Genomic DNA, 25,974 nt, shown 5'->3' on the forward strand with positions numbered 1-25,974 from the left:
CCATGCGCGTGCTCAGCCCGCCAGCCCCCGGGTCTGCAGCGCGCGGATCTGGTCGCGCACCGCCGCCGCCTGCTCGAACTCCAGGTCCTTGGCGTGCTGGTACATGGTCTTCTCCAGCGCCTTGATCCGCTTGGCCAGCTGCTGCGGGGTGAGCGCGGCGTACTCGGCCACCTCGTCGGCCACCGCGGCATAGTCACGCGCCGGCAGCGGCGCGCCCGGAGTGGCCGCCTCCATGATGTCGGCCACCGCCTTGCGGATGGTCTGCGGGGTGATGCCGTTGGCGGCATTGGCGGCGAGCTGCTTGGCGCGGCGGCGCTCGGTCTCGTCGATCGCCCGGCGCATCGAGGCGGTGACGCTGTCGGCGTAGAGGATCGCCTTGCCGTTGGCATTGCGCGCGGCGCGACCGATGGTCTGGATCAGCGAATCGGTCGAGCGCAGGAACCCCTCCTTGTCGGCGTCGAGGACGGCGACCAGCGAGACCTCGGGCATGTCCAGCCCCTCGCGCAGCAGGTTGATGCCGACCAGCACGTCGAAGGCGCCGAGCCGCAGATCGCGGATGATCTCGACGCGCTCGACGGTATCGATGTCGGAGTGCAGATAGCGCACCCGCACCTCGTGCTCGGTGAGGTAATCGGTGAGGTCCTCGGCCATGCGCTTGGTGAGGGTGGTCACCAGCACGCGTTCGTCGACCGCGACCCGGGCGTGGATCTCGGAGAGCAGGTCGTCGACCTGGGTCAGCGCCGGGCGCACCTCGAGCTCGGGGTCGACCAGCCCGGTGGGACGCACCACCTGCTCGACGACCACGCCCGAGTGCTCCAGCTCGAAGGCGCGCGGGGTGGCCGAGACATAGATGGTCTGCGGCTGGCGCGCGCGAAACTCCTCGAAGCGCAGCGGCCGGTTGTCGAGCGCCGAGGGCAGGCGGAAGCCGTAGTCGACCAGGTTCTCCTTGCGCGAGCGATCACCCCGGTACATGCCGCCGAGCTGGGGCACGGTGACATGGCTCTCGTCGATCACCACCAGGGCGTCGTGCGGCAGGTAGTCGTAGAGGGTCGGCGGCGGCTCGCCGGGGGCGCGCCCGGAGAGATAGCGACTGTAGTTCTCGATGCCCTGGCAGTAGCCGACCTCGACCATCATCTCCAGGTCGAACTGGGTGCGCTGTTCGAGCCGCTGCGCCTCGACCAGCTTGCCCTGCTCGCGCAGCACCGCGAGGCGCTCGCGCAGCTCCGGCTTGATCTGCTCGACGGCCTGGAGGATGGTCTCGCGCGGCGTGGCGTAGTGGGTCTTGGGGTAGACGGTGTAGCGCGCCACCTGCTGGCGCACCGCGCCGGTGAGCGGGTCGAACAGCGACAGCGACTCGATCTCGTCGTCGAACAGCTCCACCCGCACCGCCTCGTCGTCGGACTCGGCCGGATAGATATCGATCACGTCGCCGCGCACCCGGTAGCAGCCGCGCTGCAGCTCGACCTCGTTGCGCTGGTACTGCAGGTCGGCGAGACGACGCAGGATGGCGCGCTGATCGACCAGATCGCCGCGCTTGAGCAGCAGCACCATCTTCAGATAGGCGCTCGGGTCACCGAGCCCGTAGATCGACGAGACGGTGGCGACGATCACCACATCGCGCCGCTCCAGCAGCGCCTTGGTCGCCGACAGCCGCATCTGCTCGACGTGCTCGTTGATCGCCGCGTCCTTCTCGATATAGGTATCCGTGGCCGGGACATAGGCCTCGGGCTGGTAGTAGTCGTAGTAGGAGACGAAGTACTCGACGGCGTTGTGCGGGAAGAACTCGCGCATCTCGCCGTAGAGCTGGGCGGCGAGGGTCTTGTTCGGCGCCAGTACCAGGGTCGGGCGCTGCACCCGGTCGATGACGTTGGCGATGGTGAAGGTCTTGCCCGAACCGGTCACCCCGAGCAGGGTCTGCCCGGCCTCGCCGTCCTCGAGGCCGGCGACCAGGCGTTCGATGGCTGCTGGCTGATCGCCCGCGGGTGCGAACCGGGCTTCGAGCTGGAAAGGTCTGGCGGACATGCAAGGGGCCTCGTCTGCTGATGGCGACGGCACCCCGCAGCGACCGCGATCCACGGCCATCGCGCGAGATGCCGGGCGTCCGGCGTTTCGCTATTATTGGCAGTTGCAACAATCAAATCCAGCCACCCCAGGACCCCAGAGATCATCGCTGATGAGCACCAAACTCGCCGCCCGCGTCCAGGCCGTCAAGCCGTCTGCCACACTCGCCATCACCGCCCGCGCCAATGCGCTGCGCGCCGAGGGCAAGGACGTGATCGGACTCGGTGCCGGTGAACCCGACTTCGACACCCCCGAACACATCAAGGCCGCCGCCATCGCCGCGATCGAGAACGGCTTCACCAAGTACACCGCCGTCGACGGCACCGCCGGGCTCAAGCAGGCGATCATCGACAAGTTCAAGCGCGACAACGGGTTCGACTTCACCGCCGAGCAGATCCTGGTCTCCTGCGGCGGTAAGCAGAGCTTCTTCAACCTCGCCCAAGCGCTGCTCGATCCGGGCGACGAGGTGGTGATCCCCGCCCCCTACTGGGTCTCCTACCCCGACATGTCGCTGCTCGCCGGTGCCGCCCCGGTGTTCATCCACGCCGCCGCCGACCAGTCGTTCAAGATCACCCCGGCGCAGCTGCGCGCGGCGATGACCGAGCAGACCCGGCTGGTGGTCATCAACAGCCCCTCCAACCCCACCGGCATGGCCTACAGCCGCGACGAGCTCGAGGCCCTCGGCGAGGTGCTGCGTGACTTCCCGCGCGCGGTGATCGCCAGCGACGACATGTACGAGCACATCCGCTGGAGCGATGCGCCCTTCGTCAACATCCTCAACGCCTGCCCCGACCTCGCCCCGCGCACCCTGGTGCTCAACGGCGTCTCCAAGGCCTACTCGATGACCGGCTGGCGCATCGGCTACGCCGCCGGTCCGGTCGACATCATCAAGGCGATGAAGAAGGTGCAGTCGCAGAGCACCTCCAACCCGGCCTCGATCTCGCAGGCCGCCGCCCAGGCCGCGCTCGAAGGCCCGCAGGCGTGCATCGGCGAGATGCTCGTCGCCTTCAAGGCGCGTCACGACCTGGTCGTCGAGCGGCTCAACGCGATCGAGGGCATCGAGTGCCTGTCCACCGACGGCACCTTCTATGTCTTCCCCAAGGTGCAGGGGCTGATCGATCGCATGCCCAACATCAACACCGACCTCGAGCTGGCCGAGTTCCTGATCGAGACCGCCGGCGTCGCCCTGGTGCCCGGCACCGCCTTCGGCCTGCCCGGCTACGTCCGACTGTCGATCGCCACCAGCCGCGAGAACCTGGAACAGGCGCTCGAGCGTATCGCCAACGCCTGCGCCGGCTGAGACCCGCCCCGGCGTCCCGTCCGCCGGGGCGCCGAGTCATCGGTCAGAGGCAAGCGAAAACGGCATGCGATCGAACACAGCAATCGAATCCATGCTTGACGCATCAGCGCATCCCCACTAACATTATCGGCTCAAGACATTCCCTGGTAGCTCAGTCGGTAGAGCGGGTGACTGTTAATCACTAGGTCGGCGGTTCGAGCCCGTCCCAGGGAGCCAAATACGAAAAAGGGCTGATCCTCACGGATCAGCCCTTTTTTCTTGTCTGTCCGTCGGTTTCGCCCCGCTCAGAGCAACAGCAGGGCCGTCGACATCCCCACCAGATAGGCCGGCCAGTAGCCGATGCGGGCGAGACGATCGAGCCGCTCGGCCTCGCGCTCGCGCTTCTGGTGCTGCCAGATCCGCAACTGCACGTTGACCAGGATCACCGCCCCGGTGATCACGAAGGTGCCGGCGATGAAGGCATCGACCGCGGTGAGATAGCCCAGCCTCGGCAGGTCGTTGCCCAGGGTGAAGTTGAAGGCGATCAGCAACAGCAGCACGGTGATGCCGATGTCGATACGCTTCATGTAGTCCTTGAGGCGGAAGGTGCTCCACGAGACCACCAGGATGATCAGCATCGGCACGAAGATGCGCACCACGTAATAGAGCAGGTGACGGTTGGCCTGGAAGCCGAGCGAGAAGCGCGAGTAACCGAGTCCGTCGGCACCGGTGACGGTGTCGACCACCGCCGCCGAATCGAACACCTGCCATTCCTCCTCGCCGAGCTGGTCGCCGACCCCGATATGCTCGGGCAGAAGCTCGAAGACGAACAGCGAGTCGGGGAGCAAGGACTCCGCCCGGATGTAGAACGACTGGCTGTCGAAGGGGAAGTCGCGGAAATCGAAGTCCGGGGCCTGGAACACCGCCGTTGCGCGCTCGATATAGTGCACCTCGCCATCGGGGTAGAGGCGTATCCCCTGGCGGCTCAGGTCGTGCCGCCCCTGCTGATTGGCCAGGAACATCCCCGGCCACACCACCCCCTGCGCCTGTAACCTCTCCATCGTCTTGGCAAAGGTCAGCATGCGAAACGGCGGCGCCCCGGGCGTCGGCTCATAGGCCAGCGCCGGCTCGCGATAACGTACCCGCAGGGTATAGACGGCGGAGAAGTTCTCGGCCTTCTGGTCGATCCCGACGATCTGGTCCAGCGTCACCCCGATCCGCACCACGGTCGGCCCGTCGGCCCCCTCCCCGGCCACGACCCAACCCGACAGCAACAGCAGACACAGCAGCAGCAACAGGCGATGCATCGGCACGACCTCGGGCGACGGGAGTCAACCTGGAGGATAGCGGCTCGCCGGGATCGTACACAAGACGAGCCGCCAAGGGATTGGACCGCAAAGACGCGAAGGACGCCAAGCAAAAACAGTTGATTGGGTTGCAGCGACCAGTACGGCTGAATGCAATGCCCACTGGAGGCCGGCGATTGGAAGCCGATCGTCTTCTTTGCGCGCTTGGCGTCTTTGCGGTTCGATTCGGCTGGTCGCTAACGGCCGGCGCCCGGGATCAGTCCCCGAGGTCGCCCCACAGCCCCTGGATCAGCGCGATGGCGGCCAGGGGAGCGGTCTCGGTGCGGAGGATGCGGGGACCGAGACGCACGCCGGTGAAGCCCTGAGCGCGGGCCTGATTGATCTCGCGCTCGCTCAGACCGCCTTCGGGACCGATCAACAGGGTGACGCCGGTCTCGGGCGGGGTGAGTGCGGTGAGCGCGCGCTCGGCGCGAGGATCGAGGATGAGACCGCCGGGCCAGCCGGCGGGGAGCCAGTCGGGCAGCGCCTGCAGGTCGTCGAGCCGGGGCAGGCGGCGACGACCGCTCTGCTCGCAGGCGCTGACGATCACCCCGCGCCAGTGGTCGAGACGACGCGCCAGCCGCGCCCCGTCGAGCCGCACCACGCTGCGCTCGGTACGCAGCGGGGTGATGCGGGTGACGCCAAGCTCCACGGCCTTCTGCAACGCGAAGTCCATGCGCTCGCCCTTGGAGACGCCGAGGGCGAGATGGATCTCGAGCCGGGGCGCGGGCTCGACGGGACCAGGCGCGCCGAGGCGCACCTGCACGCCCTCGCGCCCGCTGTGGGTGATGGTGGCCGGGAAGTCGTGACCGCTGCCGTCGAAGAGCACCACCTCGGCCCCGGGGCCGAGGCGCAGCACCTGCGCCAGATGACGCGCGGGACCGCTGGGCAGGGCGCAGTCGGCGCCGTCGGTCAGCGGCTGGTCGACATGGACGCGAGGGATGCGCACGGCTCAGCCCCCGTGATCACGCCCACCGGCCAGACGCCAGCCGGCGAAGGCCAGGGCCAGCCAGCCGCCGAGCAGCAGCATACCGCCGATCGGGGTGACCATGCCCAGCCCCCGCACCCCGCTGAGCACCAGCGCGAACAGGCTGCCGCTGAACAGGGCGATGCCGGCGAGAAACAGCCAGGCGGCGAGAGCGACGCCAGCGGCGCGCGGGCGCGCCACCAGCAAGGCGCCACAGACCAGGATCGCCAAGGCGTGGGTGGCGAGATAGTCGGCGGCGGTGTGCCAGTTGGCCAGCATGCGCGGCTCGACCCGGCCATCGAGTCCGTGCGCGCCGAAGGCGCCGAGCGCCACGCTCGTCAGCCCGCAGAGCGCGCCGACGACCAGCCAGGGTCGTGCCGGATGCATCATCGATCCCCCTCGTTATCCACCGATCTCAGTCGCGCGGCTTGCGATTCGGGCGCGGCCGCCACTCCTTCTCGCCGGGCGCGCCACGACGCACCGGCGTGCGCTCGCCGCGCTGCCGCCCGGGCACGAACTTGCCGGGACGCGGCTTGCCCGGACGCCCCTCGCGCACCGGTGCGGCGGTGCCGCCACGGCGCGGCTCGCCCTCGCTCTGATCGAGCGCCGAGATGCGCAGCGCCTGACCACGGACATAGACCCGCTTGAGGTGCTGGAAGACCTCGCGCGGCATGCCCTTGGGCAGGTCGACCACCGAGTGATCGTCCTGGATGTCGATGCGGCCGATGAAGCGGCCCTCCAGCCCGGCCTCGTTGGCGATGGCGCCGACGATCTCGCGCGGGGTGGCGCCATGCTGATGACCGACCTCGATGCGGTAGTGCTCGAGATCGCCCTGCGGCGGCCGGCCGGCGTCGTGGTCGCGCTCGCGACGCGGGCGACGCTCGCCGCGATCACCGCGCTCGGGACGAGCGCCCCGCTCGAGACGCGGACCGCGGTCATGACGCTCGCGCGACGGGCGCGGCCGCGGCAGCTCCTCCTGGATCTCCAGCGGACGCTCGCGCTGGTTGAGATAGGCGAGCGCCGCGGCGAGGTCGTGCATCTCGACCTCCAGCTCGGTGTTGAGCCGCGACAGCAGGCGATAGAAGAAATCGAGGTCCTGGCCGAGCGCCTCCTTGATCTCGGCGGTGAAGCGATCGATACGCGACTCGCTGAGATCGGCCGCCGAGGGCGGCTCCATCGCCGGCACGCTGCGGCGGATGGTGCGCTCGATGGCGCGCAGCAGCCCGCGCTCGCGCGGCTCGACCAGCAGCAGCGCGCGACCGGCGCGACCGGCACGGCCGGTGCGGCCGATACGGTGGACATAGGCCGAGGGGTCGGTGGGGATGTCGAAGTTGACGACATGGCTGATGCGCTCGACATCGAGTCCGCGCGCGGCCACGTCGGTGGCGACCAGGATATCGAGCTGGCGCTGCTTGAGCCGCTCGATGGTGCGCTCGCGCATCTCCTGGTTCATGTCGCCGTTGAGCGCCTCGGCGGCGAACCCATGGGCCTTGAGCTTGTCTGCCAGTTCGGTGGTGCCGTGCTTGGTGCGCACGAAGACCACCATGCCGTCGAACTCCTCGATCTCGAGGATGCGGGTGAGCACGTCGAGCTTGTGGAAGCGGGTGACCACGCAGTGGTGCTGATCGATGGTGTCGACCGTCTCCGAGTCGGCCGCCACCTGCACCAGCATGGGATCGCGCAGCCGCTTCTCGGCAACCTGACGGATGGCGCGCGGCATGGTCGCCGAGAACAGCGCCACCTGCCGCTCCTCCGGCGCCTGCTCGAAGATCCAGTCGATGTCCTCGGCGAAGCCCATGTTGAGCATCTCGTCGGCCTCGTCGAGCACCAGGGCGCGGATCCCGGCGAGCGACATGGTGCCGCGACGGATGTGGTCCATCACCCGACCCGGGGTGCCGACGATCACCTGCGGCTTGCGCTTGAGCTGGCTGATCTGCAGCCCGTAGCTCTGACCGCCATAGATCGGCAGCACCAGGAAGCCGGGCAGGTGCGCGGCGTACTCCTGGAAGGCCTCGGCGACCTGCAGCGCGAGCTCGCGGGTCGGCGCCAGCACCAGGATCTGCGGTCCCCCGGCATCGAGATCGAGACGGCTCAACAGCGGCAGGGCGAAGGCCGCGGTCTTGCCGGTGCCGGTCTGGGCCTGACCGAGCAGGTCACGCCCGGCGAGCAGGTGCGGGATACATTGGCTTTGAACCGGGGTGGGGGACTCATAGCCGAGATCACCAACGGCCTGGGTGACGGCGGGGGAGAGACCGAGATCGGCGAAACCGGTGCTCGTGTCAGGGGTATCCATGGTGGAGCCTCGAAGGGGAGAGAGAAAGGCGCGCTTGCAAAGAAGGCCGGGATGGCCTGCCGGAGATCGCGAGGAAACTGTTTATTATTGAACTATGTGCGTGCAACTGCAAGTGATTTCACCTTTTCCACACACCATCACCGCCACCGCAAGGGTTGCGATTTTGCCTTGTCGCCACTCCATGCCGCGCCTACATTGGGTTAAACCTTAATATTTCGATAAGGAATTCATCATGACCAAATCCACCAAGCAGCCGGGAAGCGCCGTCCCCAGCCGCCGTCTCAGCCGTCTCTGGCACCTCGGTCGTGCGACCACCGACCTGGCCGCCGGCGTCGGCGTCAAGGGGATGTTCGAGCTGGCGCGCAGTCGCAACAGCGGCGAGCCGGCGCGCATCCAGCTCTCGCCCGAGCACACCCGGCGCTTCACCGAGCGGCTGGCGCGGATGCGCGGTGCGGTGATGAAGATGGGCCAACTGATGTCGATGGAAGGCTCGGACATCTTCACCCCGGAGGCCGCCGAGATCATGAGTGCGCTGCGCGAGCGCGCCGAACCGATGCCGATGAGTCAGCTCAGCCAGGTGCTCGAACGCGAGTACGGGGCGGACTGGGACAAGCGCTTCAGCCGCTTCGAGTTCAAGCCGATCGCCGCCGCCTCGATCGGCCAGGTGCACCGCGCCGAGACCCGCGACGGTCGCCGTCTGGCGCTGAAGATCCAGTTCCCCGGGGTGCGCGACAGCATCGACAGCGACATCGACAACCTCGCCCTGCTTGGCCAGACCTTCGGCATGGCCCCCAAGGGCATCGACATCAAGCCCTTTCTCGAGGAGGCGCGCCGCCAGCTCCATCGCGAGGCCGACTACGACGCCGAGGCCGAGGCCCTCGAGCGCTATCGCGCGCGACTCGGCGACGACCCCGACTTCCTGGTCCCGGCGGTGCATCGCGACCTCACCACCCGCAACGTGCTGGCGATGGACTTCGTCGACGGCGTACCGGTCGACCGCCTCGCCGGCGCCGACTACCGCCGCGCCGCGCGCGATCGCGCCGCCACCGCGCTGATGCGCCTGACCCTGCGCGAGCTGTTCGAGTTCGGCCTGGTGCAGACCGACCCCAACTTCGGCAACTATCTCTACGACGCCGACAGCGGCCGTATCGCCCTGCTCGACTTCGGCGCCACCCACGGCGTCGCCCCCGAGCACGTCGCCGCCTTCCGCCGCCTGGCGCTCGCCACCATCGACAGCGATCGCGAGGGCATGCGCGAGGCCTCGGTCGCGCTCGGCTACATGGGCGCCGACGACCCGGTCGAGCACATCGGCACCATGCTCGACCTGCTGCAGCTCGCCGCCGAGCCGCTGAGCACCGATGACCACTACGACTTCGGCACCTCCGACCTGTTCGAGCGCGTCTACCGCCAGGGGCGCGAGCTGTTCCGCTCCGGCGCCTTCAGCACCGCCCCGGCGCCGGAGACGATGTTCCTGCACCGCAAGTTCATGGGCTCGTTCATGCTCTCGCGCCGACTGCGCGCGCGCGTCGATCTCGCCGCGATGGTCGAGGGCGTGATCCGGCCGCCGGCGCCCGCGGCCGCGGCGGCCTGAGCACCGCTCCGGCTCAGTCGGCGTCGCCCGGCCAGCGAGCGTGGCGCAGTACCGCCGCCACCAGCGCATCGATGTCCGGCGGCTTCTCCAGCAGCTCGGCCATACCGGCCTCGTTGGCCTGGGCGCAGGTCTCGGGCAGCAGCGCGACCGTCAGCCCCACCACCGGGATCCCGGGGAGACGCTCACGGCAGCGCCGCGCCAGCGTCAGACCATCGACCACCGGCATCCGCAGGTCGGTGAGGAGCAACTGGTAATCGTCGTCGGTATCGAGTGCGGCGAGCGCCTGCTCGCCGTCGCCGACGCCGGTCACCCGCGCCCCCTCGCCCTCGAGGATCTCCTGAAGCACGCACAGAGTGATCTCGTTGTCCTCGGCGACCAGCAGCCGCAGACCCTGCAACGGGGAAAGGGATTGGGACTCCATGAGCGTGCCCTCCTTGCCTGATCGCCGAGCATTCAGCGCGCCAGTCGCGCCAGCCGGCGCTGATAGCGACGCATCACCCGCAGATGGATCGCCGCCTGGGTCCACAGATAGAGATACCAGGGCAGCGCCGGGGCATAGTCGTGGATCGCGGCCATGGTATAGCGGCCATCGAGCAGGGTATGGAACTCGAACCGCCCGCCGGTCTCGGCGCGGGCCAGCAATCCACCGTCGATGTGATAGACCCGCCGCTGTGCCGTGCTCATCGCCGCCGCCGGACGCAGCCGCAACAGTACCACCCGGGGCAGTCGCAGCCCGACCTCCCAACCGCCGTCGGCGCACTCGCGACTGGCCACCAGCGGCCAGCAGCAGCGTCCCAGCCAGCGGAAATAGTTGCCCGCCACCCAGGCCGCGTCCTGTCCCGGCGGCAGGATGATGCGCTGGATCGAGCGTACCCGGCTCGCCTCGCGCAGTTGCGCCCGGTCCTCGAGCTGGATCGGGCGGCGCGGGTTGGGCTGCAGGTGACGACCATCGGCGGCGAGCGACTGCGCCAGCGCCCGACGGAAGGCGAGGGCCGAGGGCGCGATCGCCCGTTGCAGCGCATTGTCACGTATTCGCAGCCGCTGCGGCAGACTCTCGACCACCGGCCCGACCAACGCGGGACTGGCCCCTGAGACCCGCCGCGCCACCCACGCGACCACCCCCAGCGGCAACCACGGCAGGGTGAACACCCAGCGTCGCACCCCCATCACCTCGGCGCACTGACGCACCATCTCGGCATGGCTCAGCCACTCGGGACCACCGAGATCGAACACCCCGCGATAGTCCTCGGGGCGCTCCAGACACAGCAGGATGGCGCGCACCAGGTCGTCGAGAGCGATCGGGCGGGTCGGCGAGCGCGCCTCCGGCGGCAGCGCCAGCAGCGGCAGACGGCGCACCAGATCGACCAGCAGCCCGAGCCCGGAACCGCCCGGCCCCACCACCAGCCCGGCGCGCAGCACGCTCACCGGGGTGCCGTGAGCGGCGAGCGTCAGCTCCACCTCGCGCCGGCTCCACAGCAGCGGCGCGATCTCGAAGCCCTCGGGGATCAGCGCGCTGACGAAGACGATCTGACGCACCCCGCAGGCCGCCGCGGCGCGGGCGAAGTTGTCGGCAAGAATCAGATCCATGTCGCGCGCCGCGGCCTGGGTCAACCGCGACGAAGGGGCGTTGGAGTGCACCAGATAGACCGCGAGATCGCAGCCCTGCAGCCCGGCGCGCACCGCCTCGACGTCGAACAGATCGCAGCGACGCCAGCCGATACGCCGCTCGGGGTCCGGAATCCGCGCCCGCGCCGGCGAGCGGGTCAACGCCACCACCTCGTGGTGCTCGGCCAGCGCCCGGCACAACGCGGTACCGATGAAACCGCTGGCACCGGCGACCGCCACCTGGGGCCGTCCCTGCTCACTCATCCAACCTCCTCGATCCGATCAATCCTGTGGCGCGTCCCAACCGTCGCTGAGTGTTCGCAGGAAGGCGACAATGGCGGCCTCCTCCTCGGCATCGAGGCCGAGATCACCCAGCTCGTCATCATTGACGTTACGCGCCACCTCCGGGCGTGGCCAGCAGTTGTTGCCCGGACGCGGCGCGGCCAGGTCCTCGCAGACCGGCTTGAGATCGCGCGTGTTGTAGAAGTGCACCACCGTCTCCAGCCCCTTGTGGGCGCCGTTGTGCATGTAGGCGCGCACGAATCCGGGCGCGGGACGACGATCGACATTGCGCAGGGTCGGCACCTTGTGCTTGCCGAGCTGCGCCCCAGCCAGGGCCGCGAAGCGCGGCACCCGGGCGAGCAGTCCTCCCAGCCCGGGATCGCGCCAGGCACGCCCATCGGGGTTGTAGCCGGCCATCGCGTACCAGGGGTTGTCGGGGTTACGCCCGACACCGAGGTTGTCGTAGGTGAAGTCGGTAAACAGTGGCGGACTGCCGTCCGCCCCCGGGGTGTGCGGATGACAGGCGGCGCAGTTGCCCTTGTCGGCGCGGGCGAAGAGCTCCAGCCCCCGGGCCTCCTCGGCGCTCAGCGGATAGCGCTCGGGATCGCGCAGATAATGGTCGTACTTGGAGCTGAAGGCGTTGACCTCGGGCGATGACTGGTAAGCGGCGAGCGCGCGGGCAATGGCGTTGAACCCAGCGACCGGCTCGGCGCAGACGCTCTCGCCGAACCAGTCGCGCAGCGCTCGCCCCCGCGGCCCGGCACAGACCCGCTCGACCGCCTCGGCGGCATCGGCAAGGTTATGCTCGAGCGGGTCGAGCAATGGCGCCTGGGCCTGCTCGGCGAGCGGGTCACCGAGCAGCCAGCCGGTGGCGCGACCGTCCCAGAAGTTGCCACCGACGAAACCGCCGCCCTCCTCGTCGAGATGCAGCGGCGGGCTGAAGCTCGCGTAGGCCAGGGTCGGCGCGCGACGATTGCCGAAGCGTCCGGGCACCGCCCCGGGCTGGACCGCACCGGCGGCATTGATCGCGCTGTCCGGGCCGCTCCAGCCGGCACTCGGCAGGTGGCAGCTCGCACATGACTGCCCGGGCGGCTCGGACAACCCGGTATCGAAGAACAGCGCCCGGCCCAGCGCCACCAGCGACGATGGCGGCGACAGCTCGCTGGCGCCGGTCGACGCGGCGCCGAGCGCAAACGCGACGCCCAGCCAGCGCACCCGGCTGCTTGCAGTGATGTTCAGCATGGGTTCAGGAACCTCGTTTACACTTCTTGGGCATCGATCGGCACGGGTCACGCCCGCGCCGTGAGCCGCAACGGACCCTCTGCATGAAGACCACAGTCCCCCTGCTCGCTTTCGGTCTGCTGTCACTGACCATCTGCGCGGGCGCCGACGACCACCTCGACCACGACAAGGTGCGGCAGCTCCGCAAGCACGGCCAGATCCTGCCCATGGAGCAGCTGCTCGAACAGGCCGCACGGTTGCGCCCCGGCCAGCTGATCGAGGCCGAACTCGAACATCGACATGGTGGATATCGCTACGAGATCAAGATCCTCGATGCCGATGGCCGGGTCCACGAGCTCGAACTCGATGCCGCCACCGCCCGCCCGCTGCACCACGAGATCGAGCCATGAGACTGTTATTGGTAGAGGATGACCCGGCCCAGGTCGCGGCGCTGCTGCCGGCGCTCAAGGCCGCCGGGTTCGCCGTCGATCATGCCGCCGACGGCATCGGCGGCGAGCAGCTCGGCGACACCGAGCCCTATGACGTGGTGGTGCTCGACCTCGGACTGCCGCGCCGCCCCGGACTCGAGGTGCTGCGTCACTGGCGCGCACACGGGCGCGACCTGCCGGTGCTGGTGCTGACCGCGCGCGACGCCTGGCACGAACGTGTCGACGGGCTCAAGGCCGGGGCCGACGACTATCTCGGCAAGCCCTTCCACGTCGAGGAACTGCTCGCCCGGCTCAATGCCCTGACCCGCCGCGCCGCCCCCGCCGCCGGACGCACCCTCGCGGTCGACGGGCTCAGCCTCGACGAGGACGGTCAGCGCGTGGTGCTCGAGGACGGCCAGACACACCCGCTCACCGGCACCGAGTTCCGCCTGCTGCGCTACCTGCTGCGCAACCCCGGGCGCATCCTCTCCAAGACCCAGCTGATGGAGCACGTCTACGACCTCGACGCCGAGCCGAGCGGCAATCTCATCGAGGTCTATATCCGGCGGCTGCGCGAGAAGATCGGGCGCGAACGCATCGAGACCCTGCGCGGCCAGGGCTATCGGCTCAGACGCCGATGATCTCGCTCGAGACCCGGCTGCACCTGGGGCTGGCGCTGGCGCTGACGGCGGTGATCGGCAGCGCCTGGTGGATCGGTCACATCGCCCTCCACCACAGCTCGGAGAGCGTCATCTACTCGCGTCTGGAGCACGACGCCGAGGGCCTGCTCGGCTCGCTGCGCAGCGGTCACGGTCATCTGCACGTCGCCGCGCGCCATCTCACCCCGGTCTACAACCAGCCGCTCTCGGGCCACTACTTCGTCGTCGAGGACGACCAGGGCAACCGACTACGCTCGCGCTCGCTGTGGGACGAGGACCTCGACACCCGGGCGCTGGCCCCCGGCGAGACCGCCGCCTGGCGCGCCGCCGGCCCGGATCGGCAGTCGTTGTTGGTGTGGGCCGGCGGCTATCGTCTCGACGCGCATCTCCTCACCCTCACCATCGCCGAGGACGTCAGCGAGTTCGATACCGAGATCGACTTCTTCGAGCGGCTGTTCGCGCTGCTCGCGGTCTGCGGGCTGGCACTGAGCCTGGTGCTGCAACGGCTGATCGTGCAGCGCGCCTTCACCAGCCTGCGCCCGCTCTATCGCGACATCGAGCGGCTCGAACACGGACGCGCCGGCACCCTCACCGAGCAGGTCCCGCCCGAGATCCTGCCGCTGGTGCGCAAGTTCAACCGCCTGCTCGAGCGCTTCGGCCAGCGTCTCGAACGCTCGCGCACCGCCGCCGGCAACCTCGCCCATGCGCTCAAGGGACCGCTGACCCTGCTGCGCCAGCAGCTCGCCGCCGACACCCTGGCGCTCGACGCCGAGCAGCGCCAGGGGCTGCTCGATCAGGTCGAGCGACTGCGCCAGATCGCCGAGCGTCAACTCAAACGTGCCCGGCTCGCCGGCGCCGGCGGCGCGGCGCTCTACTTCGAACCCGAGGAGGAACTGCCGGTGCTGGCGCGACTGCTCAAACGCATGCACGCCCCCAAGCAGCTCCACATCGCGTTCGACAGCGCGATCCGGGGACCGCTCGCGGTCGATCGCGAGGACATGCTCGAACTCCTCGGCAACCTCCTCGACAACGCCTGCAAGTGGGCCGAGGGCGAGGTTCGGGCAACGCTCTCGGTCAACGACGGGGAGCTGCTGATCCGCGTCGACGACGACGGCCCCGGCTGCGCCGAGGCGGCCCTGTCCACACTCACCGAGCGCGGTCTGCGACTCGACGAGCAGGTCAGCGGTCATGGCCTGGGGCTGGCGATCGTGCGCGAGATCGTCGAGGGCTACGGCGGCCAACTGACACTCACACACGCCCCGCTTGGCGGACTGCGCGCCGAGGCCCGGCTCACGCTCGAACACGCCACCAGCGATCGCGCCCCGCGTTCAGCTTGATTTCAGCTCCGGGGTCCAGGATGGACCCATGGACACAAGACACCCCCCCACTCGACCCCTCGGCGTCCTGCCGTTGGCACTGCTGCTCGCCCTCGCCGCCGCGCCGGCCGCCGCCGGAACCCTCGGCGAGGCGGTCGGCGCGGCGCTCGAACGCAGCGGCGAGCTGGCTCGCCCCCAGGCCATCACCGGCGAGCGCGACGCCCTCGCCCGTCAGGCCGCCAGCCCCTTCGCCGCCGATCCCGCGCTGCGCCTGAGCTATCTCAGCGACCGCGCCACCGAGGACGCCGGGGCCTACGAGGTCGAGACCATGGTCGACATGCCGCTGTGGCTGCCCGGTCAGCGCGACGCGCGCCGCCGGGTCGCCGCCGCCGTCGGCGGTCAGGCCGGCAGCCTCGACCGGCGGCTGCGCTGGGAGATCGCCGGCGAGGTGCGCGAGAAGAGCTGGGCGGCGGCGATCGCCGCCGGGCGGCTGCGTCAGACCGAGCAGGCACTGAGCGACGCCCGCGCCCTGGAGGCGGCGATCGACAAGCGGGTCGGTGCCGGCGAGCTGGCGCGGGTCGACCTGCTGGTCGCCCGCCAGCAGACACTCGAGCGCGAGGCCGAGCTGCGCGACGCGCAGCTCGAACACGATCGCGCACTCGCCGACTATCGCCAACTCACCGGCCTGCAGACGCTGCCCGAACCGCTGCGCGAGACGCCCGCCAGCACCGACGCACTGCCCACCGACCACCCGCTGCTCGAGGACGCCGACAGCGCCCTGGCGCTGGCCCGCGCCGAGCGCGAACAGGCCCAGCGCGAGCGGCGCGGCAACCCGGTGCTCAGCGTCGGCGGCAAGCGCGCCCGCGAGGTCCGCGGCGCCGACACCGCCGACTCGCTGCAGCTCGAGATCAGTCTGCCCTTCGGACTCGCCAGCCAGTCGGCCCCGGCGCTGGCCCGCGCCGAGCGCGGCTATACCGAGCGCGCCACCGACCTGCAGCGTGCCCGACTCGCCGCCGAGCGCACCCTGATCGCCGCCCAGCTCGCCCGCGAGGGCGCGGCCACCGCGCTCACCGTTGCCGAACGGCGCCACGCCCTCGCCCAGCAGGCGCTGCAGCTGGGACGACGCGCCTTCGACCTCGGCGAGCGCGACCTCACCGATCTGCTGCGCACCCAGGCCAGCGCCCGCGTCGCCAGCCTCGATCTGGCACTGCGCCGGCTGGAGCTGGGGCGCGCCCAGGCCCGACTCAATCAGGCACTCGGAGTCATCCCCCAATGAATCGCTTCTCCCGCCACGCCCTGGCGCCCCTGTTGCTGCTCCCGGTGCTGGTCCAGGCCGCCGCGCCGATCGCCCTCGACGCGGCGGCGCAGGCCGCCTTCGGGATCGAGCTGGTCGCCCCCGAGGCGGTCGAGCACAGCCTCGGGCGCCGTTATCCGGCCGAGGTCCGCGTCCCCAACCCACAACTGCGGGTGGTCGCCGCGCGCCAGGACGGCGTGCTCGAACGCCTGGCCGTGGCCGAGGGCGACCGGGTCGCCGCCGGCGACCTGCTCGCCGAGCTGCGTAGCCCCGCGCTGGTCGATATCCAGCGTCAGTATCTCGAGGCACTGATCCGTCTGGAGCTGGCCGAGGGCGAACTCGCCCGCGACCGTCAGCTCCATCGCGAGGGGGTGATCGCCGAGCGGCGGCTGCGCGAACGCGAGGCCACCCAGCGCGAACTCGCCACCCAGGTCGAGCAACAGCGTCAGCTACTGCGGCTCGCCGGCTTTGCCGAGACCGAGCTCGCCGAGCTCGACCGCAACCACACCCTCACCAGCACCCTCAGCGTGCGCGCGCCGATCTCCGGGGTGGTGCTCGAGCAGCTGGTCGACACCGGCGAATCGGTGGCCCAGGCCGCCCCGCTCTATCGCATCGGCCAGCTCGATCCCTTGTGGCTGGAGATCCACGTGCCGCTCGACGAACTCGACGGCCTCGCCCCCGGCAGTCGCGTGCACCTGCCGGCGCTGGCGCGCGAGGCGGTGATCACCACCGTCGGCCGTCAGGTCCACGCACTCGACCAGGGCGTGCTGGTCCGCGCCGCGATCAACGACCCCGGCACCGAGCTGCGCCCGGGACAGTTCATCGAGGTCCAGCTCGCCCGCGCCACCGGCGCCGGCTGGCGACTGCCGGCCGCGGCACTGGTGCGCGACGGTGACACCACCCTGGTGTTCGTCGCCCGCGACGGCGGCTTTGCGCCGCAGCCGGTCGAGCTGCTCGGCGCGACCGACGACCAGGTGGTGGTCGGCGGCGCGCTCGGCGCCGACGACCGCGTCGCGGTGACCGGCGTGATCGCGATCAAGGCCGCCTGGCAGGGAGGCGAGTGATGCTCGCGCGCCTGATCCAATTCGCGCTCACCCAGCGGTTGCTGATGCTGCTGGCGATGCTGGCGCTGATCGGCGGCGGCTGGCAGGCCATCCAGCAGACCCCGATCGATGCCTTCCCCGACGTCTCGACCACCCAGGTCAAGATCATCGTCAAGGCCCCGGGAATGACCCCCGAGGAGGTCGCCGAGCGCATCACCAGCCGCATCGAGGTGGAGCTGCTCGGCATCCCCGACCAGACCATGCTGCGCTCGGTGGCCAAGTACGGCCTCACCGACATCACCATCGACTTCGCCGAGGGCACCGACATCTACTGGGCACGCCAGCAGGTCGCCGAGCGCCTCAACGGCGTCTGGGACGACCTGCCCAGCGGGCTCTCCGGCGGCATCGCGCCGATGACCACGCCGCTGGGCGAGATGTTCATGTTCAGCATCGAGGGCGGCGACCTGTCGCTCGCCGAACGCCGCGATCTGCTCGACTGGACCATCCGCCCGGCGCTGCGCTCGGTGCCCGGGGTGGCCGAGGTCAACGCCCTCGGCGGCTATGTCACCACCTTCGAGGTGGTCCCCGACAACGCCCGCATGGCCGCCCGCGGCATCCAGCTCGCCGACCTGCGCGCGACGCTCGAACGCAACAACCGCAACGACGGCGCCGGACGGCTCGACGAGGGCGAGGAGACGTTGCTGGTGCGCAGCGAGGGCGCGATCCAGACCCTCGCCGACCTCGCCGCCGTGGTGGTGGTCGCCGACGCCCGCGAGCCGGTGCGGATGGCCGATGTCGCCGAGGTCCGCCGCTCGGCGCTCACCCGCTACGGCGCGGTCACGCGCAACGGCGCCGGCGAGACCGTCGAGGGACTGGTGCTGGGGCTGCGCGGGGCCAACGCGCGCACCCTGATCGAGGGCGTCCAGGCCAAGCTCGACGCACTCGCCCCGGGGTTGCCCGATGGGGTGCGGGTCGAGGTCTTCTACGATCGCGGCAAGCTCGTCGGGCGCGCGGTGCATACCGTCTCCAAGGCGCTGATCGAGGCCACGATACTGGTCGTGGTGCTGCTGGTGTTGTTCCTCGGCGATCTGCGCGCGGCGCTCACCGTCGCCCTGGTGCTGCCGCTGGCCGCGCTCGGCACCTTCATCCTGATGCGTCAGTTCGGGCTCTCGGCCAACCTGATGTCGCTCGGCGGCCTGGCGATCGCCATCGGCATGCTGGTCGACGCCGCGGTGGTGGTGGTCGAGAACGTGGTCACCCAGCTCGCCCGCGGCGGCGGCGGCGGCCGGCTGCCGCGACTGCACCTGATCTATCGCGCGGTGCGCGAGGTCTCGGTGCCGGTCGCCTCGGGCATCCTCATCATCATCATCGTCTTCCTGCCGCTGCTCACCCTGCAGGGGCTCGAGGGCAAGCTGTTCGTGCCGGTGGCGCTGACCATCGTGTTCGCGCTCGCCAGCTCGCTGCTGCTGGCGCTGACGGTGATCCCGGTGCTCTCCTCCTTCCTGCTCGGCGCCGGCGCCCATCGCGACCCCTGGCTGCCGCGCCAGCTCGCCCGGCTCTATGGCCCGCTGCTCGACTGGGCGCTGAGTCACGCCCGGGTGGTGGTGGGCGCGGCGCTGGCGCTGCTGCTCGCCGCCGGGGCGGTCTACACCCAGGTCGGCAAGTCGTTCATGCCGACGCTCGACGAGGGCGACCTGATCGTGCAGCTCGAGAAGCTGCCCTCGATCACCCTCGACGAGTCGATCGCCATCGACCAGCGGGTGCAGCGCGCCATCCTCGACCAGGTCCCCGAGGTGCGGGCGATCGTCGCCCGCACCGGCTCCGACGAACTCGGGCTCGACCCCATGGGGCTCAACCAGACCGACAGCTTCCTGGTGCTCGCGCCGCGCGAGGAGTGGCGCTTCGCCACCAAGGATGCCCTGGTCGACGCCATCCGCGCGGTGCTCGACGGCTTCCCCGGGCTCGGTTACGCCTTCACCCAGCCGATCGAGATGCGCGTCTCGGAGATGCTCACCGGCGTGCGCGGCGACCTGGCGGTGAAGATCTTCGGCACCGATCAGGACGGCCTCAACGCCACCGCCGAGGCCGTCGTCGGCGTACTCGAATCGCTGCCCGGCGCCGAGGACGTCTACACCCCGCGCAACGAGGGCGCGCAATACCTCAACCTGGAGATCGACCGCCTCGAGGCCGGGCGACTCGGCATCGACGCCGACGCCCTGGCGAGCCTGCTGCGCGCCCAGATCGAGGGGCTGCGCGTCGGCACCATCTACCGCGATGCCAGGCGGCTGCCACTGATGATCCGCGGCCCCGAGAGCGCACGCTCCGCGCCGACCCGACTGGCGGCGCTGCAGATCAGCCTGCCCGACGGGCGGGCCGTGCCGCTGACCAACCTGGTGCGCGTCGAGCGCGTCGAGGGCCCGGTGGCGATCTCGCGCGAGCGCGGCAACCAGCTCGCGGTGGCCATCGCCAACGTCAGCGGCCGCGACCTGGTCGGCTTCGTCGAGGAGGCCAGGGCGGCGGTCGCCGAGCGCGTCGACCTGCCCGACGGCTACTGGCTGGAGTGGGGCGGCGAGTTCGAGAACCAGCAACGCGCCGCCGCGCGCCTGGCGCTGGTGGTGCCGGTGGCGCTGGGGCTGATCTTCCTGGTGCTGTTCTCCACCTTCGGCTCGGTACGTCAGGCGCTGCTGGTGCTCTCCAACGTGCCCTTCGCGCTGATCGGCGGGGTGTTCGCGCTGGCGCTCACCGGCGAGTACCTGTCGGTGCCGGCCTCGGTCGGCTTCATCGCCCTGCTCGGCATCGCGGTGCTCAACGGCGTGGTGATGGTCACCTACTTCAACCAGTTGCGCACCCTCGGTCAACCGCTCGGACAGGTGGTGGTGGAGGGCGCGCAGCGCCGGCTGCGACCGGTGCTGATGACCGCCAGCATCGCCGCCTTCGGGCTGGTGCCGCTGCTGTTCGCCACCGGACCCGGTTCCGAGATCCAGCGCCCGCTGGCGATCGTGGTGGTCGGCGGCCTGGTCTCGGCCACCGCGCTGACGCTGATCCTGCTGCCGATCCTCTATCGCCGCTTCGGCGCCCCACCGACACCAGGCACGCCCACCGACGCGAGGTCCGAGGCATGACCGATCACACCCTGCTCTATCTGGTCGTCCCTCCGGCGGCGGCCGAGGCCCTCGCCGAGTGGCTGCTCGAACGCCCCGAGGTGCCGGGCTTCACCAGCGTGCCGGCGGCCGGTCACGGCGCCTCCGAGCACTCGCTCTCGCTCGCCGAGCAGGTCGCCGGACACAGCAAGCGGGTGATGTACCTCATCCACCTGCCGCCCGAGACCGCGCGCGCGGTGCTGGTGGCGCTGCACACCGACTTCGGTGGCAGCGGCATCCATCACTGGCTGGTGCCGGTACTCGAGTACGGGCGCCTCTAGCCATCACCGAACCCGGCCAGGACGGCCACGGATCCGGCGGTCGTCGACCGCCACTAGTCACTCCAACGAGGTCAAGACCGATGAAACACGCACACACCGCCCGGCTGCTCGCGATCGCCCTGCTCGCCGTCTCCACCCTGCCACTCGCCGCCGAGCGCCCGCGCGTCGACACCGTCGACTCGGCGCGGGTCGCCTTCGGTCTGGTCCAGGCCGAGACCGAGACCAGCGGCGTACACGTCCACGGCACCCTCGCCCAGCGCATCCCGCACCGCGGCGCCGTCCCCGGCGCGATCCGCGTCCAGGTGCTCGACGCCCAGGGACAGGTGCTCGCCGAGCGCGACGTGGCGCCGATGCGTCGCAACCGCCAGGCGCTCTCGGCGCACTTCAACACCCATCTCGAGGTCGCGCCGCCGAGCGACGGCAGCGTGCGGGTGATCCATCTGGCAGGATCCGCCCCGCTGGGCTGAACGGCGTCCCGGCACGCCGGCACGACCGGCAGTCGTCGACGCCCGGCGCCACGCACACGGCGTTAACCCTCGCATGGCGGATCTTGATAAAGTTCCGCCATGGAACTGAACAGCTTCGTCATCTCCGCAATCGTGCTGCTCAGCGTGGCGGCGATCACCGTCACCCTGTTCAAGCACCTGGGGCTGGGCTCGATCCTCGGCCTGCTGGTGGCCGGAATCGTGGTCGGGCCACACTCGCCCGGTCCCTACGTCACCGCACACGTCGAGGACGTGCGTCACTTCACCGAGCTGGGCGTGGTGCTGCTGCTGTTTCTCATCGGGCTGGAGATGAAGCCCAAGCGGCTGTGGTCGTTGCGCCGCGAGGTGTTCGGCCTGGGCACCGCGCAGATCCTCCTCAGTGGGCTGGCGATCGCCGCCTACAGCGTCTTCTACGCCCCCTCCTGGCAGGTCAGCCTGCTGATCGGTCTGACCTTCGCGCTCTCCTCCACCGCGCTGGTGATGCAGCTGCTGCACGAGCGCGGCGACATCGCCACCCGTCACGGCACCACCGCCTTCGCGGTGCTGCTGATGCAGGACCTGGCGGTGGTGCCGCTGCTGGCGATCGTGCCGCTGCTCTCCGATCGCGGCACCCTGTCCTCCTCGGTGCCCTTCGGCGAGCAGCTGCTGATCGTCGTCGGCATGGTCGGGCTGATCGTCGTCTTCGGGCGTTATGTGGTGCCCTTCGCGCTGGCGCGACTGCTGCGCCAGGGCAACCGCGAGGCCTTCGCCCTGGTGGTGATGCTCGCCGTCTTCCTCGCCGCCGGGGCGATGCACGAGGCCGGGCTGTCGATGGCGCTCGGCGCCTTCCTGATGGGCATGCTGCTGTCGACCTCGCGCTTCAGCTTCCAGATCCAGGCCCATATCGAGCCCTTCAAGGGGCTGCTGATGAGCCTGTTCTTCGTCGCCGTGGGGATGTCGATCGATCTGCCGGCGATCGCCGCCCAGCCGCTGCTGCTCGCCCAGCACGTGGTGGTGATCGTCGGCATCAAGCTGCTGGTGCTGTTCCTGATCGCGCTGGCCTTCGGGCTGCCGCGCGGCGTGGCCACCCGGGTCGCCTTCATGCTGGCGCAGAGCGGCGAGTTCGGCTTCGTGCTGTTCGGTGCGGCCAAGGCACTGGGGGTGATCGACGACACCACCTTCGCCGTGGCGGTCAGCGTGATCTCGGTGGGGATGCTGATCACCCCGCTGCTGGTGCGCCTCGGCGACCTGCTGGCGCGCCGCGCCGAGCGACGGACGACGAGCCAGACGAGCTTCGACTATGCCACCACCGGGGTCGTCCCCCAGGGGCGGGTGGTGATCGCCGGTTATGGCCGGGTCGGTCACACCATCGCCACCATGCTCGAGGCCAACCAGATCCCCTTCATCTGCTTCGACACCAACCCCGCACACGTCGAGCGCGGCGAGCGCGACCAGCGCCCGGTGTTCTACGGCGACATCGGCGACATCGAGCTGCTCACCGCCGCCCAGGTCGAGCGCGCCGCGCTGGTGATCCTCACCATCGACCACGGCCCCTCGGCGCTGCGCGCCGTCTCGCACATCCGCACCGCCCATCCGCACGTCCCGGTGATCGCCCGTGCCCGCGACCTCGAGGCCTGCGGCAACCTGATCCGCGCCGGCGCCACCCACGCCTACCCCGAGGCGATCGAGAGCAGCCTGCGCCTCGGCGCCGAGGCGCTGCAGATGCTCGGCGTCCCCACCGACGACGTCGACGAACTGCTCCAGGGCGTGCGCAGCCAGGGCTATGCGCCGATGGCCGAATGAGGCGTACACGGGGGCCATTTGCCCTCGTCCGGACCAAACGTTAATTTGTAGGGTCTAGCCAATCATTCATCAGCGAGGTCCTCGTGCCGTGGAGAGCCCTAACGCGCTTGCGCGCTTCAACATGATCCAGCAGCAGATCCGTCCATGGAACGTCCTGGACGAGCGGGTGCTGGGGGCAATGGCCGAGATCGGGCGCGAGCGTTTCGTGCCCGACGGCTATCAGGGGCTTGCCTATGCCGATATCGAGGTGCCGCTGGCCAACGGCGGCCACATGCTGCCGCCCCGGGTGACCGCGCGCATGCTCCAGGCGCTGGCGGTACAGCCCGACGAGCGCGTGCTCGAGATCGGCACCGGCAGCGGTTACGCCACCGCCTGTCTGGCCGCGCTCGGCGCCCAGGTGCTCAGTCTCGAGATCGACCCCGAGCAGGCCGAGATCGCCCGCGCCCACCTCGCCGAGCTCGGCACCGAGCGTGTCGAGATCCGCGCCGCCGACGGTCTCGCCGGGCCGATCGAGGGCGGCCCCTTCGACGCCATCCTGCTCAACGGCGCACTGCCGAGCGATAGCGCGCTGGACGCGCTGCAGTCGCAGCTCGCGCTCGGCGGCCGACTGTGCTGCATCCTCGGCGAGGCGCCGGTGATGGAGGCGGTGCTGATCACCCGCGGCGGCGGCCAGGACTATCAGCGCGAGCCGCTGTTCGAGACCCTGGCCGGGACGCTGCGCAACGCCCCGGCGCGCGAGCAGTTCGTCTTCTGACGCCCCCCCCTCGCGGACGCCCGCCCGGGCGTCCGCCCGCTCTCCCTTCCCGCAAAGATCTTGAACCCGGCGCCGCTTGCAGCGCACACTCCGTGTTCCGCCGAGCGGCGGATTCGCATCGAAGCACAACACAATCAAGCAGTGCGGAGGACGGACGAGATGAGTATCCACCAGGCGCAGATGCCGCTGTGTCAGCGCGACTTCTCCCAGCTCCTGATCATCGACGCCCAGGAACGGCTCGCCGCGGCGATGCCGCGCGACGAACTCGAGGGCGTCACCGCCAACATCCAGCGGCTGATCAGCGCCGCCAAGACGCTCGACATCCCGGTGATCGCCACCCAGCACAACTCGCGCGGGCTCGGGCCGATCATCGCACCGATCCGCGAGGCGCTGCCCGAGGCGGCCGAACCGACCGAGAAGACCGCCTTCTCCTGCTGCACCGCCCCCGGCTTCGAGCGCAACATCTCCGCCTCGCCGGAGCGGCGCCAACTGGTGGTGGTGGGCATGGAGGCGCACATCTGCATCGTGCAGACCGTCTCCGGGCTGCAGCGCTGGGGCTATCAGGTGTTCGTGCCCGCCGACGGCATCATCTCGCGCCACCCCGCCTACAAGCAGAACGTGCTCGAACGCATGCGCCACTGCGGCATCCAGGTGGTGTGCACCGAATCGGTCGGCTTCGAATGGCTGGGCGACTCGTCCGACGAGCAGTTCCGCGCCGTCTGGTCGTTGTTCAAGGAGTAAAGCGGGGGATGGGGCCGGACGCAAGCCATCAACCATCGGTGGCTTGCGTCCGGACGCCGAGCGCAGCCCCATCGGAAGAGATGGTCGAGCATTGTATTGGCGCGCGCTCGATGCCGGGGCCTGCGCTTGGGTGACGGGCGATGCTGTCTACGGCAAAGATCGGAAGCAACGCTTGTTGCTCAAGGCGCGCGAACAACTCTTCGTGCTCGCAGTGGCAAGCATGGCTGGAAGACGCGTCGTGTCGCGACTGAGGTTCCCCCCGAATTTCGTCCCCCAAGGATTGACGTAGACTGACGATCAACGCTTGGAGGGCACGATGCAGAAGATCCTGAAGTGGGTGTACACGCTGGAGTTCAAGGAGCAGGCGGTCAAGCGGGTGCAGTCGGGGCGCAGTATCGCCTCGGTGGCGCGCGAGATGGGCCTGGTGGAGCAGACGGTACGCAACTGGGTGCGGCGCAGCGAGGCGGGGAAGCTGGAGTCGAGGGCGGGCAAGGCGGTGACGCCCGAGGAGATGGAGCTATCGCGGCTGCGCGCCGAGGTTGCCGAGCTTCGCGAGGAGAACACGATCCTGCGAAAAGCGACGGTGTACTTCGCGAAGGATGCGCTGTGAAGTACGCTTGGATCAATGCGCATCGCGGCGCGTGCGGCCTGCGTCGGCTGTGCGCGCTGCTGGGCGTAAGTGCCAGCGGTTATCGAGCCTGGCAGCGCGGCGGCCAGCGCCAGGGGCTGAGTGACGCGCAGTTAACGCTGCTGCTGCAGACCCTCCACGCCGAGACCGGTGGCGCCTACGGCAGTCCGCGGATGGTGCGGGCGCTGCGCGCCCGTGGCCTGAGCGCGAGCAAGGCTCGTGTGGAGCGGCTGATGCGCACGCACGGCCTACGCGGCCGTCATCGGCGTCGCTATCGCGTCACAACCGACTCGAGCCACCGTCTTCCCGGCGCCGAGAATCTGCTCGCCCGGGACTTCCGGCCCAGCGCCCCGAATCAGGTATGGAGCGCCGATATCACCGATCTCTGGACCGACGAGGGCTGGCTCTATCTGGCCGTCGTCCTCGACCTGTTCAACCGCGAGGTCGTCGGCTGATCGATGCGTGCACGCATGGATGCCGAGCTGGTCATCAGTGCCCTCGATATGGCCCATGCCCGGCGCCGTCTGCCACCGGGGCTGCTGCACTACTCCGACCGGGGCAGCCAGTACGCCAGCCACGCCTTCCAGCAACGCTTGCGTCGCTACGCGATGCGCTGCTCGATGAGCCAGCGCGGCAACTGCTGGGACAACGCCTTGACCGAGAGCTGGTTAAACAGCTTCAAGCACGAGCGCGTCTTCGGCGACTGCTTCCCGACCCGCGAGGCAATGCGCGCCACGGCCTTCGAGTACTTCGAGGTCTTCTACTACTACAGCCGCAC

At 69.8% G+C, this 25,974-nt stretch carries 21 protein-coding genes, 1 tRNA gene and 1 pseudogene; 15 read left to right on the plus strand and 8 right to left on the minus strand.

All coding sequences use genetic code 11. From position 1 onward, the window contains the following. Positions 1 to 12: 12 nt before the first annotated feature. Entirely contained in the window at positions 13 to 2,022 is a 2,010-nt protein-coding gene (gene uvrB / locus EBL84_RS00360) for an excinuclease ABC subunit UvrB (RefSeq protein ID WP_123139006.1), read from the minus strand. Positions 2,023 to 2,173: 151 nt separating this feature from the next. On the opposite strand from uvrB, the gene EBL84_RS00365 reads away from it, so the two are divergent. Together EBL84_RS00365 and EBL84_RS00370 are read left to right on the plus strand one after the other, a co-directional pair. Continuing rightward, the gene (locus EBL84_RS00365) at positions 2,174 to 3,361 is read left to right on the plus strand and encodes a pyridoxal phosphate-dependent aminotransferase (protein ID WP_123139007.1); all 1,188 of its coding nucleotides are present in this window, start codon (positions 2,174 to 2,176) and stop codon (positions 3,359 to 3,361) included. Positions 3,362 to 3,501: 140 nt separating this feature from the next. After that, positions 3,502 to 3,577, plus strand: a tRNA-Asn gene (locus EBL84_RS00370). Positions 3,578 to 3,645: 68 nt separating this feature from the next. Here the strand turns inward: EBL84_RS00370 and EBL84_RS00375 are convergent. The 4 genes from EBL84_RS00375 to EBL84_RS00390 all read right to left on the minus strand — a co-directional run bounded on the left by EBL84_RS00375 (position 3,646) and on the right by EBL84_RS00390 (position 7,946). Continuing rightward, positions 3,646 to 4,647 (minus strand): hypothetical protein, encoded by a 1,002-nt coding sequence (locus EBL84_RS00375; protein WP_082805864.1) that lies wholly within the window; start codon positions 4,645 to 4,647, stop codon positions 3,646 to 3,648. Positions 4,648 to 4,903: 256 nt separating this feature from the next. After that, positions 4,904 to 5,635: a 16S rRNA (uracil(1498)-N(3))-methyltransferase gene (locus tag EBL84_RS00380; RefSeq protein ID WP_123139008.1), complete on the minus strand. Its 732-nt coding sequence runs from the start codon at positions 5,633 to 5,635 to the stop codon at positions 4,904 to 4,906. Between the two features lie 3 nt (positions 5,636 to 5,638). Further along, positions 5,639 to 6,043 carry a DUF423 domain-containing protein gene (locus EBL84_RS00385; RefSeq protein WP_369957531.1) on the minus strand — a complete coding sequence of 135 codons (405 nt, stop codon included), beginning with the start codon at positions 6,041 to 6,043 and terminating at the stop codon, positions 5,639 to 5,641. Between the two features lie 25 nt (positions 6,044 to 6,068). Continuing rightward, the gene (locus EBL84_RS00390) at positions 6,069 to 7,946 is read right to left on the minus strand and encodes a DEAD/DEAH box helicase (protein ID WP_123139009.1); all 1,878 of its coding nucleotides are present in this window, start codon (positions 7,944 to 7,946) and stop codon (positions 6,069 to 6,071) included. Positions 7,947 to 8,178: 232 nt separating this feature from the next. Here EBL84_RS00390 and EBL84_RS00395 point away from each other — a divergent pair, with 232 nt between their 5' ends. Then, complete coding sequence (locus EBL84_RS00395) at positions 8,179 to 9,537, plus strand: AarF/ABC1/UbiB kinase family protein (RefSeq protein ID WP_123139010.1); 1,359 nt, start codon at positions 8,179 to 8,181, stop codon at positions 9,535 to 9,537. A 13-nt stretch (positions 9,538 to 9,550) separates the two neighbouring features. Here the strand turns inward: EBL84_RS00395 and EBL84_RS00400 are convergent, their stop codons facing one another. The 3 genes from EBL84_RS00400 to EBL84_RS00410 are packed head-to-tail and all read right to left on the minus strand — an operon-like array spanning position 9,551 to position 12,666. Further along, positions 9,551 to 9,958, minus strand: a complete 408-nt coding sequence (locus tag EBL84_RS00400; RefSeq protein WP_123139011.1) for a response regulator — start codon at positions 9,956 to 9,958, stop codon at positions 9,551 to 9,553. Positions 9,959 to 9,990: 32 nt separating this feature from the next. Beyond that, positions 9,991 to 11,406, minus strand: a complete 1,416-nt coding sequence (locus tag EBL84_RS00405) for an NAD(P)H-binding protein (RefSeq protein ID WP_123139012.1) — start codon at positions 11,404 to 11,406, stop codon at positions 9,991 to 9,993. An 18-nt stretch (positions 11,407 to 11,424) separates the two neighbouring features. Next, on the minus strand, positions 11,425 to 12,666 hold the full coding sequence (locus EBL84_RS00410; protein ID WP_123139013.1) for a cytochrome-c peroxidase: 1,242 nt from the start codon (positions 12,664 to 12,666) through the stop codon (positions 11,425 to 11,427). 83 nt (positions 12,667 to 12,749) lie between these two features. On the opposite strand from EBL84_RS00410, the gene EBL84_RS00415 reads away from it, so the two are divergent. From EBL84_RS00415 to EBL84_RS17230, 12 genes and pseudogenes are all read left to right on the plus strand, one after another. Further along, complete coding sequence (locus EBL84_RS00415) at positions 12,750 to 13,055, plus strand: PepSY domain-containing protein (protein WP_123139014.1); 306 nt, start codon at positions 12,750 to 12,752, stop codon at positions 13,053 to 13,055. Beyond that, positions 13,052 to 13,714 (plus strand): response regulator transcription factor, encoded by a 663-nt coding sequence (locus EBL84_RS00420; protein ID WP_123139015.1) that lies wholly within the window; start codon positions 13,052 to 13,054, stop codon positions 13,712 to 13,714. The genes EBL84_RS00415 and EBL84_RS00420 overlap by 4 nt, the downstream gene beginning before the upstream one ends. Next, positions 13,711 to 15,069, plus strand: coding sequence for a sensor histidine kinase (locus EBL84_RS00425; protein ID WP_123139016.1), 1,359 nt, complete (start codon positions 13,711 to 13,713; stop codon positions 15,067 to 15,069). Before EBL84_RS00420 ends, EBL84_RS00425 begins: the two co-directional genes overlap by 4 nt. Before the next feature lie 28 nt (positions 15,070 to 15,097). After that, positions 15,098 to 16,324, plus strand: a complete 1,227-nt coding sequence (locus EBL84_RS00430) for a TolC family protein (RefSeq protein ID WP_123139017.1) — start codon at positions 15,098 to 15,100, stop codon at positions 16,322 to 16,324. Beyond that, positions 16,321 to 17,406: an efflux RND transporter periplasmic adaptor subunit gene (locus EBL84_RS00435; RefSeq protein WP_123139018.1), complete on the plus strand. Its 1,086-nt coding sequence runs from the start codon at positions 16,321 to 16,323 to the stop codon at positions 17,404 to 17,406. Before EBL84_RS00430 ends, EBL84_RS00435 begins: the two co-directional genes overlap by 4 nt. Then, complete coding sequence (locus tag EBL84_RS00440) at positions 17,406 to 20,507, plus strand: efflux RND transporter permease subunit (RefSeq protein ID WP_123139019.1); 3,102 nt, start codon at positions 17,406 to 17,408, stop codon at positions 20,505 to 20,507. The genes EBL84_RS00435 and EBL84_RS00440 overlap by 1 nt, the downstream gene beginning before the upstream one ends. Then, complete coding sequence (locus EBL84_RS00445) at positions 20,504 to 20,806, plus strand: DUF3240 family protein (protein ID WP_005223158.1); 303 nt, start codon at positions 20,504 to 20,506, stop codon at positions 20,804 to 20,806. Before EBL84_RS00440 ends, EBL84_RS00445 begins: the two co-directional genes overlap by 4 nt. Positions 20,807 to 20,886: 80 nt before the next feature. Further along, positions 20,887 to 21,273, plus strand: coding sequence for a hypothetical protein (locus tag EBL84_RS00450; protein ID WP_123139020.1), 387 nt, complete (start codon positions 20,887 to 20,889; stop codon positions 21,271 to 21,273). Positions 21,274 to 21,372: 99 nt separating this feature from the next. After that, positions 21,373 to 23,073, plus strand: a complete 1,701-nt coding sequence (locus EBL84_RS00455) for a cation:proton antiporter (protein ID WP_123139021.1) — start codon at positions 21,373 to 21,375, stop codon at positions 23,071 to 23,073. An 88-nt stretch (positions 23,074 to 23,161) separates the two neighbouring features. Beyond that, complete coding sequence (locus EBL84_RS00460) at positions 23,162 to 23,827, plus strand: protein-L-isoaspartate O-methyltransferase (RefSeq protein ID WP_123139022.1); 666 nt, start codon at positions 23,162 to 23,164, stop codon at positions 23,825 to 23,827. 159 nt (positions 23,828 to 23,986) lie between these two features. After that, positions 23,987 to 24,568 carry an isochorismatase family protein gene (locus EBL84_RS00465; RefSeq protein WP_123139023.1) on the plus strand — a complete coding sequence of 194 codons (582 nt, stop codon included), beginning with the start codon at positions 23,987 to 23,989 and terminating at the stop codon, positions 24,566 to 24,568. 316 nt (positions 24,569 to 24,884) lie between these two features. Then, positions 24,885 to 25,972: pseudogene (locus EBL84_RS17230) on the plus strand (IS3 family transposase); the annotation flags it as partial. Between the last annotated feature and the right edge of the window lie 2 nt (positions 25,973 to 25,974).

The sequence above is a fragment of the Marichromatium sp. AB31 genome, from assembly GCF_003718685.1.
GTDB lineage: Bacteria > Pseudomonadota > Gammaproteobacteria > Chromatiales > Chromatiaceae > Marichromatium > Marichromatium gracile.

Coding starts and splice junctions, on each gene's coding strand:
- EBL84_RS00430 (WP_123139017.1), top strand. CDS start 15,098: ATGGACACAAGACACCCCCCCACTCGACCCCTCGGCGTCCTGCCGTTG.
- EBL84_RS00450 (WP_123139020.1), top strand. CDS start 20,887: ATGAAACACGCACACACCGCCCGGCTGCTCGCGATCGCCCTGCTCGCC.
- EBL84_RS00375 (WP_082805864.1), bottom strand. CDS start 4,647: ATGCATCGCCTGTTGCTGCTGCTGTGTCTGCTGTTGCTGTCGGGTTGG.
- EBL84_RS00405 (WP_123139012.1), bottom strand. CDS start 11,406: ATGAGTGAGCAGGGACGGCCCCAGGTGGCGGTCGCCGGTGCCAGCGGT.
- EBL84_RS00400 (WP_123139011.1), bottom strand. CDS start 9,958: ATGGAGTCCCAATCCCTTTCCCCGTTGCAGGGTCTGCGGCTGCTGGTC.
- EBL84_RS00365 (WP_123139007.1), top strand. CDS start 2,174: ATGAGCACCAAACTCGCCGCCCGCGTCCAGGCCGTCAAGCCGTCTGCC.
- EBL84_RS00465 (WP_123139023.1), top strand. CDS start 23,987: ATGAGTATCCACCAGGCGCAGATGCCGCTGTGTCAGCGCGACTTCTCC.
- EBL84_RS00395 (WP_123139010.1), top strand. CDS start 8,179: ATGACCAAATCCACCAAGCAGCCGGGAAGCGCCGTCCCCAGCCGCCGT.
- EBL84_RS00390 (WP_123139009.1), bottom strand. CDS start 7,946: ATGGATACCCCTGACACGAGCACCGGTTTCGCCGATCTCGGTCTCTCC.
- EBL84_RS00435 (WP_123139018.1), top strand. CDS start 16,321: ATGAATCGCTTCTCCCGCCACGCCCTGGCGCCCCTGTTGCTGCTCCCG.
- EBL84_RS00455 (WP_123139021.1), top strand. CDS start 21,373: ATGGAACTGAACAGCTTCGTCATCTCCGCAATCGTGCTGCTCAGCGTG.
- EBL84_RS00410 (WP_123139013.1), bottom strand. CDS start 12,666: ATGCTGAACATCACTGCAAGCAGCCGGGTGCGCTGGCTGGGCGTCGCG.
- EBL84_RS00420 (WP_123139015.1), top strand. CDS start 13,052: ATGAGACTGTTATTGGTAGAGGATGACCCGGCCCAGGTCGCGGCGCTG.
- EBL84_RS00445 (WP_005223158.1), top strand. CDS start 20,504: ATGACCGATCACACCCTGCTCTATCTGGTCGTCCCTCCGGCGGCGGCC.
- uvrB (WP_123139006.1), bottom strand. CDS start 2,022: ATGTCCGCCAGACCTTTCCAGCTCGAAGCCCGGTTCGCACCCGCGGGC.
- EBL84_RS00415 (WP_123139014.1), top strand. CDS start 12,750: ATGAAGACCACAGTCCCCCTGCTCGCTTTCGGTCTGCTGTCACTGACC.
- EBL84_RS00425 (WP_123139016.1), top strand. CDS start 13,711: ATGATCTCGCTCGAGACCCGGCTGCACCTGGGGCTGGCGCTGGCGCTG.
- EBL84_RS00440 (WP_123139019.1), top strand. CDS start 17,406: ATGCTCGCGCGCCTGATCCAATTCGCGCTCACCCAGCGGTTGCTGATG.
- EBL84_RS00385 (WP_369957531.1), bottom strand. CDS start 6,043: ATGATGCATCCGGCACGACCCTGGCTGGTCGTCGGCGCGCTCTGCGGG.